The 21,786-nt window shown below is 43.1% G+C and carries 19 protein-coding genes and 1 pseudogene; 9 read left to right on the top strand and 11 right to left on the bottom strand.

What is annotated here, in order from left to right:
• Nucleotides 1–150: 150 nt before the first annotated feature.
• Nucleotides 151–369: an alpha/beta-type small acid-soluble spore protein gene (locus tag HHK01_RS04535; RefSeq protein ID WP_170006608.1), complete on the top strand. Its 219-nt coding sequence runs from the start codon at nucleotides 151–153 to the stop codon at nucleotides 367–369.
• Between the two features lie 60 nt (nucleotides 370–429).
• Here the strand turns inward: HHK01_RS04535 and fumC are convergent, their stop codons facing one another.
• Nucleotides 430–1,839, bottom strand: a complete 1,410-nt coding sequence (gene fumC, locus HHK01_RS04530) for a class II fumarate hydratase (RefSeq protein ID WP_170006607.1) — start codon at nucleotides 1,837–1,839, stop codon at nucleotides 430–432.
• 224 nt (nucleotides 1,840–2,063) lie between these two features.
• Here fumC and HHK01_RS04525 point away from each other — a divergent pair, with 224 nt between their 5' ends.
• The gene (locus tag HHK01_RS04525; RefSeq protein ID WP_170006606.1) at nucleotides 2,064–2,660 is read left to right on the top strand and encodes a Uma2 family endonuclease; all 597 of its coding nucleotides are present in this window, start codon (nucleotides 2,064–2,066) and stop codon (nucleotides 2,658–2,660) included.
• 34 nt (nucleotides 2,661–2,694) lie between these two features.
• Nucleotides 2,695–2,955: a hypothetical protein gene (locus tag HHK01_RS04520; protein WP_170006605.1), complete on the top strand. Its 261-nt coding sequence runs from the start codon at nucleotides 2,695–2,697 to the stop codon at nucleotides 2,953–2,955.
• Nucleotides 2,956–3,175: 220 nt separating this feature from the next.
• On the opposite strand, the gene HHK01_RS04515 is transcribed toward HHK01_RS04520, so the two are convergent.
• The 4 genes from HHK01_RS04515 to HHK01_RS04500 form a co-directional block, all read right to left on the bottom strand.
• Complete coding sequence (locus tag HHK01_RS04515) at nucleotides 3,176–5,233, bottom strand: ABC transporter ATP-binding protein (RefSeq protein ID WP_170006604.1); 2,058 nt, start codon at nucleotides 5,231–5,233, stop codon at nucleotides 3,176–3,178.
• On the bottom strand, nucleotides 5,223–6,989 hold the full coding sequence (locus HHK01_RS04510) for an ABC transporter ATP-binding protein (RefSeq protein WP_170006603.1): 1,767 nt from the start codon (nucleotides 6,987–6,989) through the stop codon (nucleotides 5,223–5,225). Before HHK01_RS04510 ends, HHK01_RS04515 begins: the two co-directional genes overlap by 11 nt.
• A gap of 793 nt (nucleotides 6,990–7,782) precedes the next feature.
• Nucleotides 7,783–8,367: an energy-coupled thiamine transporter ThiT gene (gene thiT / locus HHK01_RS04505; protein WP_170006602.1), complete on the bottom strand. Its 585-nt coding sequence runs from the start codon at nucleotides 8,365–8,367 to the stop codon at nucleotides 7,783–7,785.
• A 753-nt stretch (nucleotides 8,368–9,120) separates the two neighbouring features.
• Nucleotides 9,121–10,353 carry a dicarboxylate/amino acid:cation symporter gene (locus tag HHK01_RS04500; RefSeq protein WP_170006601.1) on the bottom strand — a complete coding sequence of 411 codons (1,233 nt, stop codon included), beginning with the start codon at nucleotides 10,351–10,353 and terminating at the stop codon, nucleotides 9,121–9,123.
• Between the two features lie 258 nt (nucleotides 10,354–10,611).
• Between HHK01_RS04500 and HHK01_RS04495 the strand changes: the two genes are divergently transcribed.
• Nucleotides 10,612–10,887: a hypothetical protein gene (locus tag HHK01_RS04495; RefSeq protein ID WP_228027656.1), complete on the top strand. Its 276-nt coding sequence runs from the start codon at nucleotides 10,612–10,614 to the stop codon at nucleotides 10,885–10,887.
• Nucleotides 10,888–10,961: 74 nt separating this feature from the next.
• On the opposite strand, the gene HHK01_RS04490 is transcribed toward HHK01_RS04495, so the two are convergent.
• From HHK01_RS04490 to HHK01_RS04485, 3 genes and pseudogenes are all read right to left on the bottom strand, one after another.
• Nucleotides 10,962–11,951 (bottom strand): ComEC/Rec2 family competence protein, encoded by a 990-nt coding sequence (locus tag HHK01_RS04490; protein ID WP_170006600.1) that lies wholly within the window; start codon nucleotides 11,949–11,951, stop codon nucleotides 10,962–10,964.
• Between the two features lie 27 nt (nucleotides 11,952–11,978).
• A pseudogene (locus HHK01_RS15890) lies at nucleotides 11,979–12,143 on the bottom strand (hypothetical protein); the annotation flags it as partial.
• 186 nt (nucleotides 12,144–12,329) lie between these two features.
• A complete protein-coding gene (locus HHK01_RS04485; protein ID WP_170006599.1) occupies nucleotides 12,330–12,662 on the bottom strand; it encodes a hypothetical protein in 333 nt (110 codons plus the stop codon).
• A 216-nt stretch (nucleotides 12,663–12,878) separates the two neighbouring features.
• On the opposite strand from HHK01_RS04485, the gene HHK01_RS04480 reads away from it, so the two are divergent.
• Nucleotides 12,879–13,802, top strand: a complete 924-nt coding sequence (locus HHK01_RS04480; RefSeq protein WP_170006598.1) for an NADP-dependent oxidoreductase — start codon at nucleotides 12,879–12,881, stop codon at nucleotides 13,800–13,802.
• 100 nt (nucleotides 13,803–13,902) lie between these two features.
• On the opposite strand, the gene HHK01_RS04475 is transcribed toward HHK01_RS04480, so the two are convergent.
• Entirely contained in the window at nucleotides 13,903–14,148 is a 246-nt protein-coding gene (locus HHK01_RS04475; protein WP_170006597.1) for a hypothetical protein, read from the bottom strand.
• Nucleotides 14,149–14,220: 72 nt separating this feature from the next.
• Between HHK01_RS04475 and HHK01_RS04470 the strand changes: the two genes are divergently transcribed.
• The 3 genes from HHK01_RS04470 to HHK01_RS04460 are packed head-to-tail and all read left to right on the top strand — an operon-like array spanning nucleotide 14,221 to nucleotide 17,938.
• Nucleotides 14,221–15,696 (top strand): spore germination protein, encoded by a 1,476-nt coding sequence (locus tag HHK01_RS04470; protein WP_170006596.1) that lies wholly within the window; start codon nucleotides 14,221–14,223, stop codon nucleotides 15,694–15,696.
• Nucleotides 15,693–16,811: a GerAB/ArcD/ProY family transporter gene (locus HHK01_RS04465; RefSeq protein ID WP_170006595.1), complete on the top strand. Its 1,119-nt coding sequence runs from the start codon at nucleotides 15,693–15,695 to the stop codon at nucleotides 16,809–16,811. Before HHK01_RS04470 ends, HHK01_RS04465 begins: the two co-directional genes overlap by 4 nt.
• The gene (locus tag HHK01_RS04460; protein WP_170006594.1) at nucleotides 16,808–17,938 is read left to right on the top strand and encodes a Ger(x)C family spore germination protein; all 1,131 of its coding nucleotides are present in this window, start codon (nucleotides 16,808–16,810) and stop codon (nucleotides 17,936–17,938) included. Before HHK01_RS04465 ends, HHK01_RS04460 begins: the two co-directional genes overlap by 4 nt.
• Before the next feature lie 97 nt (nucleotides 17,939–18,035).
• Here HHK01_RS04460 and HHK01_RS04455 read toward each other — a convergent pair whose 3' ends face one another.
• The gene (locus HHK01_RS04455; protein WP_170006593.1) at nucleotides 18,036–19,451 is read right to left on the bottom strand and encodes a SpoVR family protein; all 1,416 of its coding nucleotides are present in this window, start codon (nucleotides 19,449–19,451) and stop codon (nucleotides 18,036–18,038) included.
• A 311-nt stretch (nucleotides 19,452–19,762) separates the two neighbouring features.
• On the opposite strand from HHK01_RS04455, the gene HHK01_RS04450 reads away from it, so the two are divergent.
• Nucleotides 19,763–20,008, top strand: a complete 246-nt coding sequence (locus HHK01_RS04450) for a YhdB family protein (protein WP_170006592.1) — start codon at nucleotides 19,763–19,765, stop codon at nucleotides 20,006–20,008.
• 192 nt (nucleotides 20,009–20,200) lie between these two features.
• On the opposite strand, the gene HHK01_RS04445 is transcribed toward HHK01_RS04450, so the two are convergent.
• Nucleotides 20,201–21,754: a carbon-nitrogen hydrolase family protein gene (locus tag HHK01_RS04445; protein WP_170008655.1), complete on the bottom strand. Its 1,554-nt coding sequence runs from the start codon at nucleotides 21,752–21,754 to the stop codon at nucleotides 20,201–20,203.
• Nucleotides 21,755–21,786: the final 32 nt, after the last annotated feature.

Here is a 21,786-nt window from a genome sequence, read left to right as displayed (position 1 = left end):
CATTACAAAAGCATTTCTCGCATATTTCGATGCAAAAACACCACAATAGTTAGTGTACAACGCAACAAAAAATCTTCTTTCAGACGAGGGCGGACATGGTGTCACTCCATACCCGCCCACCAAAAAACTACGACGAGGAGATGTCACAACATGCAACAACAACAATCTAACCGTAGCAACAGCTCAAACCAACTACTTGTACCTGGTGTACAACAAGCACTTGACCAAATGAAATATGAAATTGCATCGGAATTTGGTGTACAACTCGGGCCTGACGCAACATCTCGTGCGAACGGATCTGTTGGTGGAGAAATCACAAAACGTTTAGTTCAAACTGCTGAACAACAATTTGGTGGATACCAACAATAACAACTAAATAATATGGCAAATCCCCCGCTCCACTCGGAGACGGGGGATATTTTTATTTTTTTATTTTGTTTCAGTGGGAAATAACGGATTTAGCCTTACCATTTTTTTCGGATCGACCCATTCATTAAACTGCTCTTCTGTAACAAATTCAAGTGCTACCGCTGCAGCCTTTAGTGACGTCTCATCCGCAAACGCCTTCTTCGCAATTTTAGCTGCTTTCTCATAGCCAATATGTGGGTTCAGTGCCGTGACGAGCATGAGCGACTCATTAAGTGTTTTAGCGATCGTTTCTTCATTTGCCTCTAATCCCTCAACACAACGAACACGGAATGACTCCATGGCGTCCGCTAAAAGCTGGATGGACTGTAGCACATTATATACAATAACCGGCTTATACACGTTCAGCTCAAATTGCCCTTGACTAGCAGCAAAGCCGATAGTCACGTCATTTCCAAACACTTGAGCACACACCATCGTCAATGCTTCCGCCTGCGTTGGATTCACTTTCCCAGGCATAATCGAGCTACCAGGCTCATTTGCCGGGATCGTAAGCTCACCGTATCCGCAACGTGGTCCACTCGCTAAATACCTCACATCGTTGGCCACTTTGTGCAAGTCAGCTGCCAAAGCTTTCAGCGCACCGTGCACGTGAACGAGTTCGTCATGACTCGTTAAAGCGTGAAACGTGTTGGACGCAGCACGGAATTCATATCCGAACTCTTGCTTAAGTACTTCAGCAACATCCTGGCCAAATGTAGGTGGCGCGTTAATCCCCGTTCCTACAGCCGTACCACCAATCGCAAGCTCTAAACAATATTCAACACTCTGTTCAATCATTCGACCAGACTTCTCGAGCATCGCCCACCACCCACTCATTTCCTGCCCGAGAGTAAGTGGTGTAGCGTCTTGTAGGTGGGTTCGACCAATTTTGTAAGTCCTTTCGTACGTTTGTGCCTTCTTCCTAATGGTAGATTTTAGCGCTCGAATTCTTGGGAGAAGCGTCGACTGTACCTTATCGTAGACCGCAATATGCATTGCCGTCGGAAACGTATCATTAGAACTTTGAGCACGGTTCACATCATCATTCGGGTGAACACGTTCGAAAGACTCCTGCTTTTCAAGTCTTTCATTGGCCAAATACGCTAACACTTCGTTCACATTCATATTAGACTGTGTTCCGCTACCAGTTTGCCACACAACAAGCGGAAAGTGGTCATCGTATTTACCATCCAACACATCGTCACAAACGATAGAGAGTACTTCCGCCTTTTCACTTGCTAATCCATTTGTTCGTGCGTTTACGACGGATGCTGCCTTTTTTAAAGACACGAGCGCATACACGACCTCGGGAGGCATTTTCTCTGAGCCAATCGGAAAGTTACGAAGGCTCCTTTCGGTTTGCGCTCCCCACGCCTTGTCACCCGGCACCTCGATTTCGCCTAGCGTGTCACGTTCTGTTCGTGTTGACACCTGAACAACCCCTTTCAAACCTTCTCTCGATTATATACCCCACTTTGTGCAGGGATATGTATCCAAGGAGGGGATTTCCGTATAAAATTAAGTAAGATAGAATATATGATGGTCATCTGAAGTACCCACACTTAATCGAACAGCAAAATGTCTTCTAGCAGATGCTCTCGCCTAGATAAATGTTATAATAATTTTCAAATAGTCATCTGGAAGGAGCATTGTCATTGACGACTAATAAAAGGCAGACTCGTGTACGTGAACAACAGGAATCATATACTGATCCTTACGCGGCCTATCCACTTATCGAAGAACGTTACGAAGTCATTGAAGGCGTCCGATACGATTTAAAACCAGCCCCAACTGTTCATCACCAACAACTCGTTACGTCGATTTGGGGCTCTTTAAGTGACACTTGTGCGATGAACGGTGAAATTTTTGTATCCCCAATCGACGTCTATCTGAATGAGGATTATCAGTTCCAACCAGACGTTATTTTTATTACAAATGAAAATCGTTCGATCATTAAGAAAAAACGCATTGAAGGCGCACCTGATTTGATTGTGGAAATCCTATCACCTAGTACTGGATGGAAAGACAAGCAGAAGAAAAAAGAGGCGTATGGGCTGTTTGGCGTGAAAGAATATTGGCTCGTGGACCCCCATTTGCAGACAGTTGACCAGTTGGTTTTGATAGATGGCGAACTTCAACTTAACCAAACGTACGGTCATCTTGATACTCTGACAGCTGAACAATTCCCGTGCATATCCGTTGATTTTGAAAAGTTGTTTGGGGCGCTAATTAAATTTGAGGATGATGAGTAGCTCCCACTAGTAAATGAATGGAGGTTTTACTTATATGAAACCCCCGAAAAATGCCCGCAAACTAACAGTAAAAGAACAAGGACAAACTTACAATGAAAGTGACCACACAGAACAGAATCCGTTTGTAGTGGATCGATACGAAATCATCAATGGTAGCCGATACGATCTAAAACCCTCACCAACGTTTAATCACCAGAAATTAGTTACCCAACTCATGCACTCAATTCACAAAACTTGTTATGCTCACGGTGAGATTGTCGTCGCACCGATGGATGTCTTCTTTGATGAAGACTAGAATGGATTAACACCATGAAACTCGAGTAGCATTGATCAAGTTTAATCAACGCTACTCCGCAGTTCAAACGGATCAAGCCGTTTCAAAGAAGGGTGACAGTTTTGTCCATCAAACACAAACCTTTTTCCATCAAGTCCCGCTTTTTAACTACTCTCTTAGTAAAATAAAAAACCGAGTGTAGAAATTTATTCGCTTTCACACTCGGCTTTTATTGTATTCTTTACGACGTTTTTGCTTCCACCCGTTTCGTTGCTTCGCCCTTTTGCAATTGATACATCGCAAAATACTTCCCTTTCGCTTGCATTAGGTTTTCATGTGAGCCTCGTTCTACAATTTGACCACGATCGAGTACAAGAATTTGGTCAGCTTCACGAATTGTTGAAAGTCTATGGGCAATGACAAATGTCGTTCGCCCCTCTTTTAACACGTCCATGGCGTGTTGAATAATGCTTTCTGTTTCTGTATCGATGTTCGATGTTGCTTCATCCAAGATCAGAATCGCTGGATCAAAAGCAAGTGCACGCGCAAAGCTGATGAGCTGGCGCTGTCCAGCAGATAAGGTACTTCCCTTCTCCACAACAGGTTCATCTAATCCCTTCTCAGCGTGCTGTAACACTTGATCCCCACCTACAGCTCTAAGCGCCTCTTCAGCCCGTTCCCGGGAAATACGTGGGTCATTCAGCGTAATGTTAGAAAGAATTGTTCCGGTAAACAAATACGGATCTTGTAAGACGATCCCCATATGCTCTCGTGCAGTCTGACGCGGAATATTTGCTAAGTTCTCGCCGTCAATCGTAATACATCCAACCTGCGGATCGTAAAAGCGGAACAGCAAATTTAGAATCGAGCTTTTTCCAGACCCTGTATGACCGATCAAAGCGACCGTTTCTCCTTTGTTCGCCGCAAACGAGATGTTATGAAGCACGGGTTCTTCTGCCTTGTAACCGAACGTCACGTTTTCAAACGCCACGTTTCCTTCAATCCGCTTCGTCTTTTCATCGTGTACTTCCGTTCCGTCCACTTCCATCAGTTCGAATACCCGCTCTCCTGCGACGAGGGCAAGCTCTAAATTTGCGAGTTGGTTGACGATCCCGTTAATCGGTTCAAATAATCGGTTAATATAGTCAACGAAGGCGTATAGTACACCTACTGTTACAACCGTACCGACACCAAGCGTGGCACCACCGAAGTACCAAATCAGTCCAACAAAAACGAGATTGCGTAGCACCCAGGTTAAGTTATGTGATGTGAGTGCGTTCAAGCTTAACATTTTGTTTTGAAACTTGAAGTGCTCCTCATTCATTTCCTCAAACTCTACTTTCGTCGAATTTTCACGTCGGAACGCTTGAATGATCGGCATGCCTTGAATGGATTCGTTTACCATCGCATTAATTTCACTCACTTTGGAGCGAATGACATGGTTGTATTTTGACGCAAAAGACCGATACACTTTGATCCAAATCAATAAAATCGGAATCAACACGAGACACATTGCGGCTAGAGTTGGCTCTAATAAGAACAAAGCGATAAAAATCCCGATCATCGTGACGATACTCGAAAAGAAATTCGCTAACACTTGCACATATAACTCACGAATGGCTTCCGTATCATTCGTGACCCGTGAAACCACTTTCCCTGCAGGCAAGTTATCAAAGTAACGAACTGGCAAACGTGACAAGTGTTGGAACACATCGTTGCGCATTTTGTAAATAATACGATTGGCTGCCTTTTGCAAATAAAAACGCTGTCCATATTGGAAGAAGGACGCAAATATGAGTAAACCAAAGTAGATAACCATCCAGCCAACAATTCTCTTCATTTCTGGTGCGAAAAAGGCCACCACTTCTTGAGTGGAAAGTTGCGTCACGTTCGTCGTGTACGTGTCCTCACCTTGAGTAATGGTCATCATATTTCCGTTTACTTCACGCGTTCCGTCAATAAACGGTGGATTTTCATTTAAAAAGTAAAAACCCATTCCGACTTGCAAAACGCGGACTGTATCACCAGTCAACGAGTCTCCCTCACCTACATATTCTTCTCGTTTGTATAGCTCGCCATTGTATGGGACTGTGTCGTCATCTTCCTCAGCTACCTCGACCCAAGGCGTCTCAATACCGACGATGTGATCATCAATAATTGTCTTGGCGATAAACGGCCCCGCTAGCTCAGCCGCTACAGAAATCGCCAGCATGAAGAGGGCGAGGATAATCATCTTTTTATAGTAAAGCGCGTATTGAACGAATCTTTTTCCTGTTGTACCGGTGGATTTATTCTTCATCCTTTTCCACCTCCTGTAAATAGCTAGATGTCGCTTGTTGATGAACGTACTGCGTTGCGTACCAACCACCTCGTGCCATCAATTCATCGTGCGTTCCTTTCTCCACAATATGTCCGTCGTCTAACACGAGAATGACATCTGCATGTTGTACAGCACTGAGACGATGCGCTGTAATAATGGTTGTTTTTCCTTTACGTTCAGAACGAATGTTTTCAATGATGCGCGCTTCTGTTTTTGCATCAACTGCTGACAGTGAATCATCTAAAATCAGCATGTCAGGATCTAAAACGAAAGCCCTTGCAATCGAGATTCGCTGCTTTTGACCGCCGGATAAAGCAACACCCTTTTCACCGACAAGCGTCTCTAATCCGTCTTGTAAAAATGGTAAGTCTTGGTCCAAGGCGGCTAACTGAATCGCTTTATCGAGCTCCTCATCACTTACTTCGTCTTTTCCGTATGCGATGTTTTCCCGAACCGATTTCGAGAACAGAATATGATCTTGCGGTACGTACCCCGTCCACGCACGAACAGTGTCGACAGGTTGATCCGCTACATCTTTCCCCCCAATGGTCCACGATCCCCCTCCGACTGGATAGTATCGCAACCACTGTTTCACGAGGGTCGTTTTTCCACTTCCCGTTTTCCCTACGACCCCTAACGTTTGCCCTTTTTGGAGTGAAAAGTCAAGGTTATGAAGGCCTGGTTGATCGTTTGATGGATAGGTAAATGAATACGCCTTGAATTCATTAGGATCCGGTTTTTTTGCAGACTCTGCATCCTTTTTGTCCACAACATCCGGGTTATAGTTGAACGTCTCATTTAGACGATCTAAAGACGCGTTCCCCCGTTGCATAATGTTAATCAGTTCCCCGATCGCGAACATCGGCCAGATCATCATCCCAAGATAGACGTTAAAGGTAACTAAATCGCCTAGTGTGATGTCTTGTTGAAAGACGAGATAAGACCCGTAGCCAAGACCAATTAAATAGCTCATGCCCACAAGGATTTTAATGACTGGATCAAACAAAGCGTCGATACGCGCCACGTTCATGTTCTTTCCGTACACATCTTCTGTCATTTCTTGAAATCTCGTTTCATCAGCACGCTCTTGTACGTACGCTCGCAAGACACGCACACCTGCTACTGATTCCAGCACACGGTCATTCAATTGTCCAAACGAGCTTTGCGCTTCCATAAAACGTGTATGAATTTTAGAACCTAGTAGTTTGATAATATACGCCATAATCGGAAGTGGTAGCATAGCAGCCAGTGTTAATTTCCAATCAATCAAAATGACCATCGTCACAACGACCGTTAACATAAACGCACTCGCGTCAATCAAGGTTAATACACCAAAACCTGCTGTTATCGAAACAGCTTTTACATCATTTGTCGCACGAGCCATTAAGTCCCCCGTTCGATTTTTTTCATAAAACGGAGGTGACATGCGTAAAAGGTGAGCCATTAAACGCGAACGCAATTTACGCTCTACAAGATATCCTCCACCGAACAACTTATACATCCAGTGATAAGTTAAGGTATAAGATGTGACGGTGACACCCATCAAGATAGCGATGTACATCACAAGTCGATCACTTGTCATCGTACCTAAATACATATCATCAATCGCCAACCCGACGAGTCGTGGGGGTACAATATCGAAGATCCCGACCAAAATGAGCAAGGAAATCGCAATCGTATAGCGCTTTCTTTCTTCTTTAAAAAACCAACCTAGTTGTGAAAATACGCGAAACATGAGCTGATCCTCTCTCTTTCCATAGCATCAGGCGTATTTACCACACCTGAAACTTTTCTCTGTTCAAATTCCTAGATGCAAAATAACTAACCGCCTTCTGTCTCCTTTTGTAGTGTGAGTTGATTTTTCATGACAATTCTCATTTTGGTTTCTCCCCTTTTGAATAAGTTTTGCAAACACAAAAAGACATATAGCCGCTAGAGGCGATATGTCTCTCATACGAGCACTGTACAGACATTTGTAGACGAGGGACCGCTTAAAGGAAAAACGACCCTTATCAAAAACGTCCCATACAGGCACCATATAAAAAAGCAATCGACAACGCGGACGTACGCGCAGCCCATTGCCTCTAAGAAGATTGTTGTAGACTAGTCGTCTAGCAACGAACCTTACTCGGAACGGTCCGGAGAGTTGCGCATAGTAAAATTGTCAAAGAACCTAAGCTACCTACACCTACATACTCAATTCCTGTCATTTTTAGCATGTCACACCCTCCTTTCCAAGTTTTGTGTATTGCAATTCGTAAATAACATTACCACCAACCACTAACAGGGTCAATAATTTTTTGAACATTTTATGAAATTTTTGTAATTGACTTTATTAGGGAATGATCTTGCCGTCGAAACACTGTGATTTTCTTTGTGGGAGGAGTTGTAATATAAAAGAAATGGATTAGAGTTGGAGTGGTAGGACTGTATGGAATTTTTCTTTCGGATATTTTTTAGAAGATGATAAAAAGGAATAAAAAAACCAGAACCGATTAACATTTGTCCCGGCACTGGCTTCTTTAACGTTAGGCTACTTTCGTTTTTCGATCCATCGGTACGATAAATTTTGGCATCGCTTTAACAATGAGAATGACTGCAATCGTGCTAATCATAAAAGTCGGTACCATATAGCCTAAATTATAAATTAATGAATATTCTACAACCGGAGTCCCTTCTGGTGCGTATTCTCCCCAGTAAATAATCCCTGCATAAAAGTGAATTAAAAACCGTGCTGTGTTTGCCAAAAATGCGGCCAAAATCACATATCCTATCCAAGAGTTTTTCCCCTCTTGTAGCAATCTCCGGACTTTAGGTGCAAATAATGCGGATAAACCTAGTACTCCAAAAGCCACCGGATACTCTACAACAATTTGAATATAGTGAATAAAGGAAGCCCCTGTTATCATTTGCAAAAGACCGAGTAAAATCCCAGCCGCAAAACTCCCTTTTAATCCCCAGCGCAATCCAATCAATGCAACTGGCACCATGCTTAGCGAGATTGAACCTCCATACGCCCACCCTACGCTATAAAAACTTGCGACTTTGTCGAGAAGAAAGGCAATGGTAGCAAAAATCGCCACCTCAACGAGAAATAAAGTTTTTGATTGCATAAAAAAACTCCCCTTTTTGTGATCCACTTGGGAGGGAGTGTTTTAGAAATACAGAAAAACACCGCATTTCCGTATGTTTGAGGACATACAAAAAACAATGCTGGTTGGCGCATTGTCTTTTCCCCAACCACGATCCCTACGCTAGGCGTTACCTAACAGGTTCAAAGGGTCTGAACGTATTCGCTCACTCTCAGCCAAAAGGCTCCCCTTGTGGATACTGTTTATTTATAAATTACCTTACAACATAATCAACCGTCTGTAAACCTTTGAAAATAGCATGATCCAAATCCTTACCGCCATGCAAAAATCCATTTTCGAGCCATTTGTCACAACACAACCTCTTGGCACAGGGCACGGTCTTAACGCTCTTATATCGGGATTAACGCTCTTATCCCCGGATTAACGCTCTTATCCCCGGATTAACGCTCTTATCCCCGGATTAACGCTCTTATCCCCGGATTAACGCTCTTATCCCCGGATTAACGCTCTTATCCCGGGATTAACGCTCTTATCCCCGGATTAACGCTCTTATCCCCGGATTAACGCTCTTATCCCCGGATTAACGCTCTTATCCCCGGATTAACGCTCTTATTCCCGGATTAACGCTCTTATCCGGGGATTAACGCTCTTATCCCGGGATTAACGCTCTTATCCCCGGATTAACGCTCTTATCCCGGGATTAACGCTCTTATCCCCGGATTAACGCTCTTATCCCCGGATTAACGCTCTTTGGGCAGCTCTTCTTTCAAAAAATCATGCGTTTTTCAATTTTTCTTTTCTTCGATCTTCTGATTCCTGAACAATCACTGCACATGTAGCGTCACCAGTAATATTTAAGGCGGTACGTGACATATCAAGCAAACGGTCTACACCGAGAATAAGCGCAATACCTTCTACAGGAAGATTGACACTTTGCAATACAGTAGCTAGCAGAATGAGCCCCACCCCGGGTACTCCTGCTGTTCCAATGCTGGCTAAGACAGCTGTCAAAACAACAATCGCATACTCCCCAAACGACAAGTCAACATTGAAGGCCTGCGCGATGAAGACAGTTGCTACCCCTTGCATAATCGCCGTACCGTCCATGTTAATCGTCGCACCGAGAGGCTGAACGAAGCTAGACACAGACTTTGATACGCCTAACCGCTTCTGTGCCACATCCATACTTACCGGCAGCGTAGCATTACTACTTGAAGTACTGAAAGCGATACCCATTGCTGGCGCAAATCCTTTAATGAACTTCCACGGATTTTGTTTTGCTAGGAAATAAATAGCACCAGAATAGACGATGACTAGTTGAAGTATTAACGCAGCCACAACAACGATCATATACATGCCCATAGCTCTAATAGCATCCATCCCTTGGGAACCAATTGCCGATGCAATCAATCCAAACGTCCCATAAGGTGCAAATTTCATCACGAGCATCACAAGGTACATGACGAGATCGTTTCCTTGTTCCACCAATTTCAAAAGTCCGGCCGTTTTATCCCCTAGTTTCACAAGCCCAAAACCAATTAAGATTGCAAATGCAATGATTTGAAGAATGTTACCTGTCGCCATCGCTTCAAAGGGATTTTTTGGAATAATGTTTATTAACGTTTCCCAAACAGGTGGGGCTTCCTTCGCCTCAAAGGTCGCACCAGTTGTGTCATACTCTGTCAGAGAACCAGGTTGAATCACAACAGCAAGGATAATGGAGATAATAATCGCTATAGCCGTTGTTGATAAGAAGAACACGATGGTTTTAGTCGCAATACGTCCCATTTTTTTCGTATCGCCAAGACCGGCTACGCCTAAAATAATGGAAAACAGGACGATCGGGACCACTAGTAAGTTAATCAGGTTGAGGAAGATGGTTCCGAGTGGTTCAAAGATGTACGGATCCGCTATACCGGTGAAAAAATCCAGTGCGGTAAGGTTCAAGACTAATCCTGCGATGGCACCTAAGACGAGACCTATTAAAATTTTAACAGCTAAATTCATGCCTTCTCCTCCCTTTCTTTCGCTATTTTTTAAGACTTCAAATGGACGCTTTCGTATTTTACAATGAACCGTCCATTTTCTACAAGTGAAACCTTTTTTCCGATCTCATTCGCCCCTCTCCTCGCTTGATTTACTCCGCTTGGCGCAAAGTTATAGAAATAACTATGTAAGATGAAATATAGCATGTCCTGAAATTTCGACGCATAAGGACAAAAAACAACACATAAGGTTCATTATAAAAGAAAAGGAGGCACGATCTTGAGCGAACAAGAAAAGCAAAATTTATTGAAAAATACATCTAAAAACGCTAACAAATTTGTACATGACACTGTAGATACGGCGAATAAAGTGGTGAAGACCATCTCAGGGGAAGGAGGATTTGTCGGCAAAACAACCGACACCGCATCCGATCTTGTAAAGAATGTTTCTTCAACAGGTGAAAAGGCCATCGGAAAAGGGTACGACGCGTTAAGTAATGGGGTGAAAGGCGCCTCCTCCTATGCAAAGAAATCGTTTCAGAAGAAGAAAAAATAGGATACGTAAAAAGGAGTGCGCTGACAACAATGCGCACTCTTCTGTGTACTTTATAGAAATACATCCCCACCACTCTATTGCACTGCAAGAACCTCTTCCTCGGCAAGCTGTGATCTTTCTGTGGATACTTCCCATTCATCTCCGTCCGTTTTCATAACAACGGTCCCATCAAAGGCGTTGACAAATACCTTTGCACCACTCGTGACGTAGCGATTGTACACACTTTTGCTTTGAAAGATGTTCGCATTCATAAAAACGAGTTTCGGTGAGACCGCTTCAATGAACTGTTTACTAGAGGAAGTAAAGGCGCCATGGTGCGGGGCTTCCATTACAGTTGCACGTAAATCTTCTGGATGCCTCACTAGCAGATCCGCTTCGCCGTCTCGATACAAATCCCCTGTTAATAAAACGGACTGCCTACCGTAAAGAACTTTCATAACAGTGGACGAATTGTTCATGTCCCTTACCGTTCTCACTTTAGGCGCCTTTTCTTTCGTCTCTTTAGGTGGGTTATACACTTCAAACTTCAGTGACCCGAAGGTGAGTTCATCTCCATCTCCAATATAAGTGACAGACACACGATGTTTTTTTATAGTGCGTTCAAACCGCTTGAAAGTAAAGGTTTTATGTTTGACATTTGGCATCCACATCTCATCGATGAATCCTTCTTCTATAAGCTTTTGAAATCCGCCGATGTGGTCGACGTGTGGATGGGTAGCAATTGCCAAGTCTATTTTTTCGATGCCTAAATAATCCAAGTAGTCAAGAAGCTGATCTACAGTCTTTTTTGTTCCACTATCAACGAGAATTGTTTCTCCGTTAGGACCGTACAACAACATAGCAGATCCAGACTTTTCGTCATCATCTAAATAAAAGGAACGGAGTGAAAGAGTTCCATCAGGTGAGAGCTCCGGAAAGATCACATCCCGATCGACAGAACCTGCAGCGTTTACAAAGGCTGGTTTGGGTTCTTTCGACCATTCCGTATAGAGAATCCAGCTACTTGCGTACACCACAACACAGAGGAGAAAAGCATTCCAAAACACCCATTGTTTTTTGCTCATTAGATCCACCTCTTATCGCATTGCCATCTATGTGAATAGTATATGGTCTAAATACTCATTTTGACAAAATATTCCCTCAATTGTACATCCAATACCCAGCCGTGACGGATAATGAGATAAAAAGAACGCCAGTTGCTCTGATGCTGACGAGTTATTGACGACCGTATCCTCTTGAATGGTCGCTACATCTTGCGTGTGCGGATTTTACTAACTTACATACACATTCGTCACCTGCTTGTACATGATAACTGTCACCTAACTTTTTAAAAGAATACTGTTAGATTATGTAATTTTTATATTTACACTCGGATTTTCGGGAGATAACATTTACCAATTTATGGATATGCAGTGAGATAGCTTGTCTCAATAAAATGGGTGCTAGGCAAAGAATTCAGATAGTGGAATCAATTGGGAGCGATGCTTGCGAATCGTTTGTTCCATATGCCGACTTGCAAAGGTAGACGAAAAATACGCAATAAAACCAGCTAGTTCCCCGGCATAAAACTTTGCGATTACATACATAGGCGTTCCTATGAAAAGCTCGTGCACTATTACTGAAGAAGGATTCCACTCTAATTTAACAGACCAGAACAAATGACCACCCCATTCCCTTTTCACCTTATGATAGACCATTGTTGTCCGATTCCACTCAAAAGTTAAGTTGGACGTCCATTTCGTTTCGTTAGCATTCATTTCTACTTCTTGAGGCATTTTTCCGAGGCGGTTCTTCTACGAAATCTTTCAAGCAGAACAAAAGACAATGAGGAGGAAGCATGCTACACTCTTCCACACAGTCATCACTCTCTTGGTCATACTTTTTTTACTAAGGGGAAAGTTATATAGAATTTTGATTTCAATGAGGATGTTCAAAAAGTCCGTTCAGGCTTAGTAGGTCCTCGTTTAACACACACTGAAAGGGGTTTTATTATGAAAGCGGCGGTAATCCAAGAATACGGAGGACCAGAAACACTCACTGTTAAAGAGGTACCAAAACCACAGATCGGCCCTAACGATGTACTTGTGAAGGTGAAAGCAACATCTATAAATCCTGTTGATTGGAAAATTAGAGAAGGCTATTTACGTGAAATGATCCCATACGAGTTTCCACTCATCCTTGGCTGGGATGCTGCGGGTGTCATCGCTGAAGTTGGTGAACAGGTGAAAGGATGGCAAGTCGGGGATGAAGTGTTTACTCGTCCCGAGATCACACGCAACGGAACGTATGCTGAATACGTGGCTGTTCCTTCCCATCTCATAGCACCGAAACCGAAAAATCTTTCCTATGAAGAAGCCGCGTCTATTCCACTCGTTGGATTAACGACATGGGAATGCCTCGTGGATAACGCAAACATCAAGCCTGGGCAACGAATTCTTATTTTAGGTGGTTCAGGTGGTGTCGGTACTTTTGCCATCCAGTTTGCAAAAGCAAAAGGACTTGAAGTAGTTACGACTTGCAGTTCAAAAAACGTAGAATTTGTTCAACAGCTCGGCGCAGATGAAGTAATTGACTATACGAAAGATGACATGACAGCGATTGCACCTGTCGACGTTGTGTACGACACGGTTGGTGGAGAGACACTTACCCAAGCACACAACCTCGTAAAAAGAGGAGGATTTCTCGTTTCCATTGCAGGTCAGCCAGATCAGGAAGTTGCGAAACAAAAAGGATTCAAAGCTACTTATGTATTCTTAAATCCTGACGGTGAAAAACTCGCCAAAATCGGCATAATGCTTGAGGACGAGGCGATCAAACCGATTGTGGCCCACACTTTTGGGCTCGACCAAATTAGAGAGGCTCACGAGCAAAGTGAGACAGGACGTACTAGAGGTAAAATTGTCATAACCGTCTAGACTTACCAAAACCCATTCGCATCAGACGAATGGGTTTTTTTGTTATTCTACATATTTCGTAGGCTGTTTTCTAAAAGGTTGTGGCTTTATTTGAGAAGTTTTATTGCACACTAGCTGCATGATACGACATAACAAAAACCTCATAAAAGTGCTTCGAACCGCTCCGGAAATACACTTCGCTTTCCGCGGGCTCGAGCTGAGCCTCCTCGCTCGCAAAGAACGCTCCCTCTGCCACTTCATCCAGAAGAAGCCCTCCGATCACTTCTACCCTTTGGCTAAATAATTGCTGGCCATGTTGCGACACAATGTACAGGGAGGTGCCGCCATTTATCGACGGGTAATTCATCTGATCCCTCGCAAATATGTATAAACTTTCTCCTATCCATCACACTAATACCTAATTGGAGAATGAAGGTAGGTGATCGTGTTGTTTGCTCAATGTCGAGGCAACTTGCCTGTTTCGTATGAGGAGCGCCAGTCTTATTTGCGGGATTGTTTCGATAGGAATGCTGATTTTGTTCAGCGTGAAACAATTGTTTATGGGTTGCCTGTCACGTTCTATTTTTTCAACACACTTGCCGCAGAGACACAGCTTGAAGAACAAATTTTTCGCTTGTTTCAAGAGAACGAAAGCGTACACCCCTCGACTCTTTTACATGATTACTCGAGAAGACAGCCACAAAATCAGGCACAACTCAAGTCCATGCTAGTCTCTGGAAATATTGTCGCCACGATTTCAGGTGATGAAAACTGGTACGTACTTTCTTTGGAAAATACAATTGCTCGTCCCATTTCCGAGCCGGATTCTGAGCGGATTATTCGTGGAGCTCACGATGGATTCATAGAGAAGCTAGACACGAACATTCATCTTTTACGGTATCGCCTCAAAGATCCCTCCTTAACTGTGGAATTCATAGAACTCGGCAGCCGCACAAATACTCGTGTTGCCATTGTTTATATTCAGGATTTGGTAAATGACACGTTGCTCACAGAAGTAAAGCGGAGATTAGCATACATTGACACAGATATGATCATTTCACCAGGCTATATTGAGGAATTTATTGAAGATAATACGATGTCTTTTTTTCCACAGCTTTTAAACACGGAGCGACCAGATCGTGTAGAAGGAAATATTATGGAAGGAAGAATTGCTTTACTTTGTGAAGGAACGCCTACTGCTCTCATCGCACCGGCCACCTTTTTTTCCTTTTATCAGTCGCCAGATGATTACAACAGTCGCTGGATTCCTGCCACTTTTATCAGGTTGTTGCGTTTATTTAGTTTTCTCATTGCGATCACGCTTCCCGCCTTTTATATCTCTGTCATCGGATTCCATTTGGAGGTTATTCCGAACGATCTAATTTGGCCAGTGAAGTATGCGGTGGAGGGGATCCCTTACCCCCCACTAATCGAAGCGCTCATTATGGAAGTAACGATTGAACTCATTCGGGAGGCTGGGATCAGGTTGCCTTCCCCTATCAGTCAAACGATCGGGATTGTTGGTGGTCTCGTCATAGGCGATGCTGTCGTGCAAGCGGGGCTGATCTCCAATTTGATGATTGTGGTCGTCGCCATTACGGCTATTTCCTCTTTCATCGTCCCTTCCAATGAAATGAGTACAACTGTCCGTCTATTGCGTTTTCCGTTGATGGTGTTAGCGGCGACGTTCGGGTTTGTCGGGATTGTTTTCGGACTCATCTTTATTTTGATCAATTTGTGCAAGTTGGAAACACTAGGCGTTCCCTACTTTGCACCGTTCGCTCCGTTACGATTGACTGACTGGAAAGATACGTTTGTCCGTTTTCCATTATGGACGATGTCAAGACGACCTGCGGATGCAAAGCCTAAACTTATTGTTAGGCTTCGTGACACGAGAGGCTGGAAACAAGAGTGAAGGCACAAGAGAAAACCATTACACCTGCTCAATCCTTTTTCTTTATTTTACAAACTCAAATTGGGGTTAGTGTTTTGTCGTTGCCTTATGTAGTTTATGTCGGTGCAGGGACGGATAGCTGGCTTTCCATTCTTTTAGCAGGTTTCGCTATTCAATTATTTATTCTTTGTTTCGTTCTTATGCTTCGTGCCCATCCTGAACTGAATTTTTATGACGTGCTAACTGCTTACTGCGGGAAGCGTTTTGGTAGCGCGGTTATTTTCGTCTATATCCTTTATTTTTCATTGGTTGGTATTTTACTCGTGGTCCTCTTCGTGCGGATGATTAACCGCTGGGTACTACCGTTGACACCAACCTGGATCATCGGGTTTATGCTCGTTATCGCCGCTCTTTATCTAGCTAGAGAGCAAATTCGAATACTTGCGCGTTTTAATGTGTTTGTTACCCCGCTATTGTTCGTCTTACTTTTTCTTATTACGTATACCATCCAATACGTCAACCCGTTATACGTCTTGCCTTTATTTCAAGCAAGCTGGGCGGACATATTTTCTACGACTAAGGATGCCACGACTGCCATGCTTGGCTTCGAGATCATCCTCGTCCTCTATCCGTTCATTTCTGGAGATGCCAGAAAAAAACTCACAGCATTTTCGCTTGCCAATTTCGTACTGACCCTTTTTTACGTTTATGTAACTATCGTCTGCTACATGTTTTTTAGCCCTGTGGAACTCACGCTAATCCCCGAACCTGTTTTGTATATATTGAAGTCATTTTCTTTCCAAATTATTGAAAGAACAGACTTGCTGTTTTTATCGATTTGGATCGTCTGTGCCTTTACTTCTTTAGTGAACTATTTATATATCGCATCAGCGGGTCTAGCTAAAACACTTAACAAAAGGCACCATAAAACGGTTGTCACCTGGATTGCAGGACTCATTTATGTAGGGTCACTCTTTCCAATCGACTCTGAAGAACGAGTGATACAGTTTTCCTCCTACGTAACAAACAGTAGCTTTTTATTTGTTTTTGCGATTCCTCTTTTATTCTTTGTACTTGTCATGACATCTCCAAGTAAATTACAAAAATTTGCACTTGAAAAGGAGGAACGTAATTGAGGAGTTGGTCAAAACTTCTACGCGTATTACTCTGCATCACTACCTTACTGAGTCTAACTGCCTGTTGGGATCAAAACTTATTAAAAGATGTGAGTCTAGTTTTGAGTATCGGATTTGATAAAGGAGAGGAAAAAGAACTGTCCACATCCATCTCAACAAGGCAATTTGAAGGAAATATAGCTGCCGGGAGTACTGATAACGCTGTAAGGATCATCCAAATAGAATCACATACCCCGCGGGAAAGCCGTTCTTTACTAGATAGACGTGTCTCGGAAAAACTTGATTCCTCTAAACTACGCGTCATCCTATTAGGAGAAGAACTAGCGAAACAAGATATTTTCCCACTTCTCGATATCTTTTATCGTGACCCGAGGAGTGCGTTAAATGCCCGTATTGCCGTCGTAAGAGGAAAAAGTGAGGATTTGATGCGTTCGGTTGCTGACACACAAGGAACCGTCAGTGAATATGTGTCTGACTTACTTGAAAGTGCGGAACAATCGACCACCGTGTTTCGGGAAAATATTCAAACACTCAGTTCAAAGTTACTAGATCCAGGACAAGATTTTTCGCTACCGTTGCTGCAAACAACATCTGGAGAAGTGAGTGCCGAAGTCATCGGAGTGAGCCTATTTGACGGTCGCTCTTTAACTGGGGAGCTACTAGGTGATGATGCCACACTGTACATTTTACTCAATGATCGCCTTGAGAGAACTGCTCGATTAACAAAACCCATCGGTACCGAGAAGGAAGTGACCGACTACATTACTTTTGAGGTGCAAGAAGTCGACAGAGCCATTCACGTAACGGCTAACGAACCAGATGAGGTGTATGTAAACATGGACGTCAACTTGGAGATCAAAATTATAGAATATCCACCAAATGAATTAGCTTCTCAGGAAAAAATTGACCAATTAAATCAGTGGCTTGCAAAACTCCTTACTAAAGAAGCAACAAGTGTCGTACGGAAACTACAGAGAGCACGGTGTGATGGTTTTGGGATTGGGAGACGTATGATGGCGTTCAACAAAGACGTATGGGAGGATTTAGATTGGAAGGATACGTATACAAAGATGCCATTTTCCGTAGATGTCCATGTCGATATTGTCCAGAAGGGGGTTCTTAACTAACAGCGGAAGAGCTAATTGAGCTCTTCCGCCGTTAGTCCGTATAAAAGGGCTCAGTTCGCGCCGTCCGGTTCCGTCCGCATTTGAGTAGATATGCACTTTATAAATATTTTCTGTGTAGTCCTTTGCCGTCGTAACTAAACAGCACATCTTTGTTCTCCACGATCGTTTCCATATGTACCGTTCTGCCCCACAAGCGATGAATGTACGGAACGACCTTTTCTAAATAGGTGAGATCCAATTCAATCCCTTCGTACCAATGCTTCAAATACAACTCGCCGTTACGTAAGTAATCCCCGTCGTTCACCGTAATGTATGGAAAGCCTCCATTGACACGCATCGTCACGAGTTGGTCGCGTATCCCAGTCCAGTCTTTGTCTACAATTTTGTAATCCCTTCCCTGTTTTTGGAACAGGTACATATCCTCTCGCATGACTAAATCTTTCGTTACATAATTTCTTAAAAAAGAAATGTCTGATTCTAATTCACGAACTTCAAATAATTTCGCACGACCACTCCCCGGCTCAACCCCACGTTCTATCATCTCCTCTGTCGGGTTGTTCCATCGCTCTTCAATGTCTTCAAATATCTTTAGACCCAAGTAGTAAGGGTTAATTTGTGTACGTGAAGGTTGCACAACCCCAGCATTTAATTTTGCAAATTCTATGGATTCACCACTCGTCAAATCCATTTCACGTAAAATACGTTGATGCCAATAAGACGCCCATCCTTCATTCATAATTTTCGTTTCAAGTTGTGGCCAAAAGTACAGCATTTCCTCTCGCATCATCGTCACGATATCTCGTTGCCAATCTTCCAGTTCGCGGCTGTGTGCTTCGATAAACAAAAGAAGATCCTTTTCAGGTTTTGGTGGAAAAGGTTTTCTCCGTTTAGCTCCTGTACGTTTTCTTTTTGGTATCTCTTCGTCTAATGACCAAAGATCATCGTATGGCGACAACTTTCTGTCACCACTTTCTTCCCACTCATCTTCATCTTGTGTTGATAAATGAGGCTTTATGATCGACGGGTCAATGTGTTCTTCAATGGCTAATACCGCGTCCAAAGTCGCTTCCACAGCTTCCTTACCGTATTGCATTTCATACTGGCGTACTCTTTCCGCAGTCGCAGCCATACTCTCCACCATATCTCTTTTCGTATTTTGAAAGCGTAAATTGTTTTTAAAGAAATCGCAGTGTGCAAGCACATGAGCCACAATTAATTTGTTCTGAATGAGGGAGTTAGAATCGAGTAGAAATGCATAACATGGGTTAGAATTAATGACGAGCTCATAAATTTTGCTTAATCCAAGGTCGTATTGCAATTTCATTTTATGGAACTGTTTTCCAAAGCTCCAGTGAGAAAATCGCGTTGGCATTCCGTACGCCCCGAACGTATAAATAATATCCGCAGGACAAATCTCGTAGCGCATCGGATAAAAGTCTAGACCGAAACCTTCCGCAATCTCAGTAATCTCATCGATGGCCTTCTCCAGTTGCTTTTCATCTTCAACACGCATCGTACGGCCCCCTTTTCTTCCTTATCACAATGTATGAAGGGAATTTGCCGACTAGACGGAAGATCTGAAGAAGAATGAAAAGAGTTCATCATGAAAAAGTTTTACTTGTAGTTTGAGCTAAGTGCGTCTTTTCATCCTCACCACAATTATCCAGCTGAAAAAACATGAATTGCAAAAAGCCACTGGGTATTCCTCCAAATTCTAACGATCGCATCATACAGGCATCACCAACTTTTAGGCATCAAGTTTTTGGACGAAAGAGACACGATAGAAATAGCCCCACCTCGAAATTGAAAGGAGGGCGTAAAAAAATGAATTCCATTGATTACGATCGTGCTTTATACTACTTGCATCGCTCTCAATGGGATAACCTGCTTATTCTCATGGTACGCACAAAAGATGACTTTTTATCAAAAAAAATTGAGCATTTTTTGCACGCATACCATTTCTCACACGATTATGGAACCGTTGAACACGAACTGTATGATTTTCTCACCTATGTTGACCACGCACACGACATTTCGGATCAAGCCACACTTGAGCCGTTGTATCAATGAAACAAAGCATACAAAAAGGGTAAAGATGAGCTGGAACGAGGAAAGGGATGATCTGTAAAAGATCATCCCTTTTAATTTGAACTATTTTGATGTACATTTTGAAAAGCCTTTACATACAGAACGAGCTCATCGTACACGTTCTTCACCTGCTGTTGTGCACCTCACGAGCAGGTCACCTTTCTACATACGCCGTTATTCATCATCTTGCTGAAAATAGTCTACGTTGTATATGTCTGGTCTTCGATCTTTCAACTGTCGTACCGTACCATTTTGGCGTTGTCTTCGCAAGATTTCTAAATCCACATCGCCGATCAGTACCATTTCAATATTCGCGTTCGTTTCGCCGACAATCCCATCACGTGCAAATTCAAAATCGGACGGAGCAAAAATAGCAGACTGTGCGTATTGAATGTCCATATTTTCGGTTTGTGGTAAGTTTCCTACTGTGCCTGAGATCACCGTATAAATTTGATTTTCGACGGCCCGGGCTTGCGCACAGTAGCGAACTCGTAAGTAACCTTGACGATCTTCCGTACAGAACGGAACGAATAGAATTTTGGCTCCCATATCGGTTGCAATTCGGGCAACTTCGGGAAACTCAATATCATAGCAAACGCTGATGGCGATTTTCCCGCAATCTGTATCAAAAACGTGAATACCATCGCCTTCACTCACGCCCCACCAGCGCCGCTCATTAGGTGTGATGTGCAGTTTGTATTGCTTTTCAATCGTTCCATCGCGACGGAATAAGTACGCAATGTTGTAAATCTCCTCGTCGTCTTCCTTCACAAAATGAGATCCACCTACGATGTTGACATTGTAACGGACGGCCAAACTAGTGAACAGCTCAATATACTGCTCTGTATACTCTGTCAAACGGCGAATCGCTTGAGAAGGAACCTTTTCATTTAAAAAGCTCATGAGCTGCGTTGTAAAGATTTCTGGAAACACAACAAAATCCGAATTTGCATCGTATGCTACATCAACAAAGTACTCAACTTGATTGGCAAACTCCTCAAATGAGTCGATTTGCCTCATCATATATTGCACCGCACAAATGCGGACAGGGTTGCTCGTTTTGTAGTAACGCTTTGAAACAGAACGGTAATCGATGTTATTCCATTCCATTAGCGTAGCGTATTTCCGTGATGCTACATCGTCAGGCAAGTAATTTGGGTTAATTCTCATGAGCGAATATCCATTGAACAATTGGAATGAAAGAACTGGGTCATAGATTTTATGCATGCGCACTTCCTCCACATATTCCCGTGGAGACATTTCGTTTGCATGCTTATGATAATTCGGAATTCGCCCACCAATAATGATGCTCTTCACATTTAAGCGGCGCGCTAAGTCTTTACGTGCTTCGTATAGTCGATGCCCCACCTTCATGCGACGGTATTGTGGGTCGACCATGACTTCAATTCCGTATAGGTTATATCCGTCTGGATCATGATTAGTAATATAACCACGATCAGTAATATCGTCCCACGTATGACGGTCATCGTACTCGTCAAAATTAATTCTCAAGCTCGAGCAAGAACCGATAATGTCACCATCAAGTTCTGCAACAAACTGCCCTTCAGGAAAGATCCGGAGATGACTTTCTAGGTGCTCACGCTTCCACGGATCCATTCCCGGAAAGCACTTTTCTTGTAGAGCTAGTAACTCATCAATGTCTTCACGCTTTAGCATACGGACGATCATTTTTATTTCAAATTGACTTAAATCCAATTCATTCATGATGCCACTTCCTTTCTCTCAACCACTCGAAAAAG

It is taken from the genome of Bacillus fonticola (assembly GCF_012955605.1).
GTDB classification, from domain to species: domain Bacteria; phylum Bacillota; class Bacilli; order Bacillales; family JC228; genus Bacillus_CG; species Bacillus_CG fonticola.
Note: the sequence above shows the minus strand (reverse complement) of the source record. Positions and strands in the feature narration are given on the sequence as shown.

Bases quoted from the DNA above. Each gene is read 5' to 3' on its own strand.
- HHK01_RS04500 (WP_170006601.1), bottom strand. From the start codon at position 10,353: ATGAATTTAGCTGTTAAAATTTTAATAGGTCTCGTCTTAGGTGCCATC.
- HHK01_RS04485 (WP_170006599.1), bottom strand. From the start codon at position 12,662: ATGCCTCAAGAAGTAGAAATGAATGCTAACGAAACGAAATGGACGTCC.
- HHK01_RS04475 (WP_170006597.1), bottom strand. From the start codon at position 14,148: ATGAATTACCCGTCGATAAATGGCGGCACCTCCCTGTACATTGTGTCG.
- HHK01_RS04450 (WP_170006592.1), top strand. From the start codon at position 19,763: ATGAATTCCATTGATTACGATCGTGCTTTATACTACTTGCATCGCTCT.
- thiT (WP_170006602.1), bottom strand. From the start codon at position 8,367: ATGCAATCAAAAACTTTATTTCTCGTTGAGGTGGCGATTTTTGCTACC.
- HHK01_RS04510 (WP_170006603.1), bottom strand. From the start codon at position 6,989: ATGTTTCGCGTATTTTCACAACTAGGTTGGTTTTTTAAAGAAGAAAGA.
- HHK01_RS04515 (WP_170006604.1), bottom strand. From the start codon at position 5,233: ATGAAGAATAAATCCACCGGTACAACAGGAAAAAGATTCGTTCAATAC.
- HHK01_RS04520 (WP_170006605.1), top strand. From the start codon at position 2,695: ATGAAACCCCCGAAAAATGCCCGCAAACTAACAGTAAAAGAACAAGGA.
- HHK01_RS04455 (WP_170006593.1), bottom strand. From the start codon at position 19,451: ATGCGTGTTGAAGATGAAAAGCAACTGGAGAAGGCCATCGATGAGATT.
- HHK01_RS04480 (WP_170006598.1), top strand. From the start codon at position 12,879: ATGAAAGCGGCGGTAATCCAAGAATACGGAGGACCAGAAACACTCACT.
- HHK01_RS04490 (WP_170006600.1), bottom strand. From the start codon at position 11,951: ATGAGCAAAAAACAATGGGTGTTTTGGAATGCTTTTCTCCTCTGTGTT.
- HHK01_RS04535 (WP_170006608.1), top strand. From the start codon at position 151: ATGCAACAACAACAATCTAACCGTAGCAACAGCTCAAACCAACTACTT.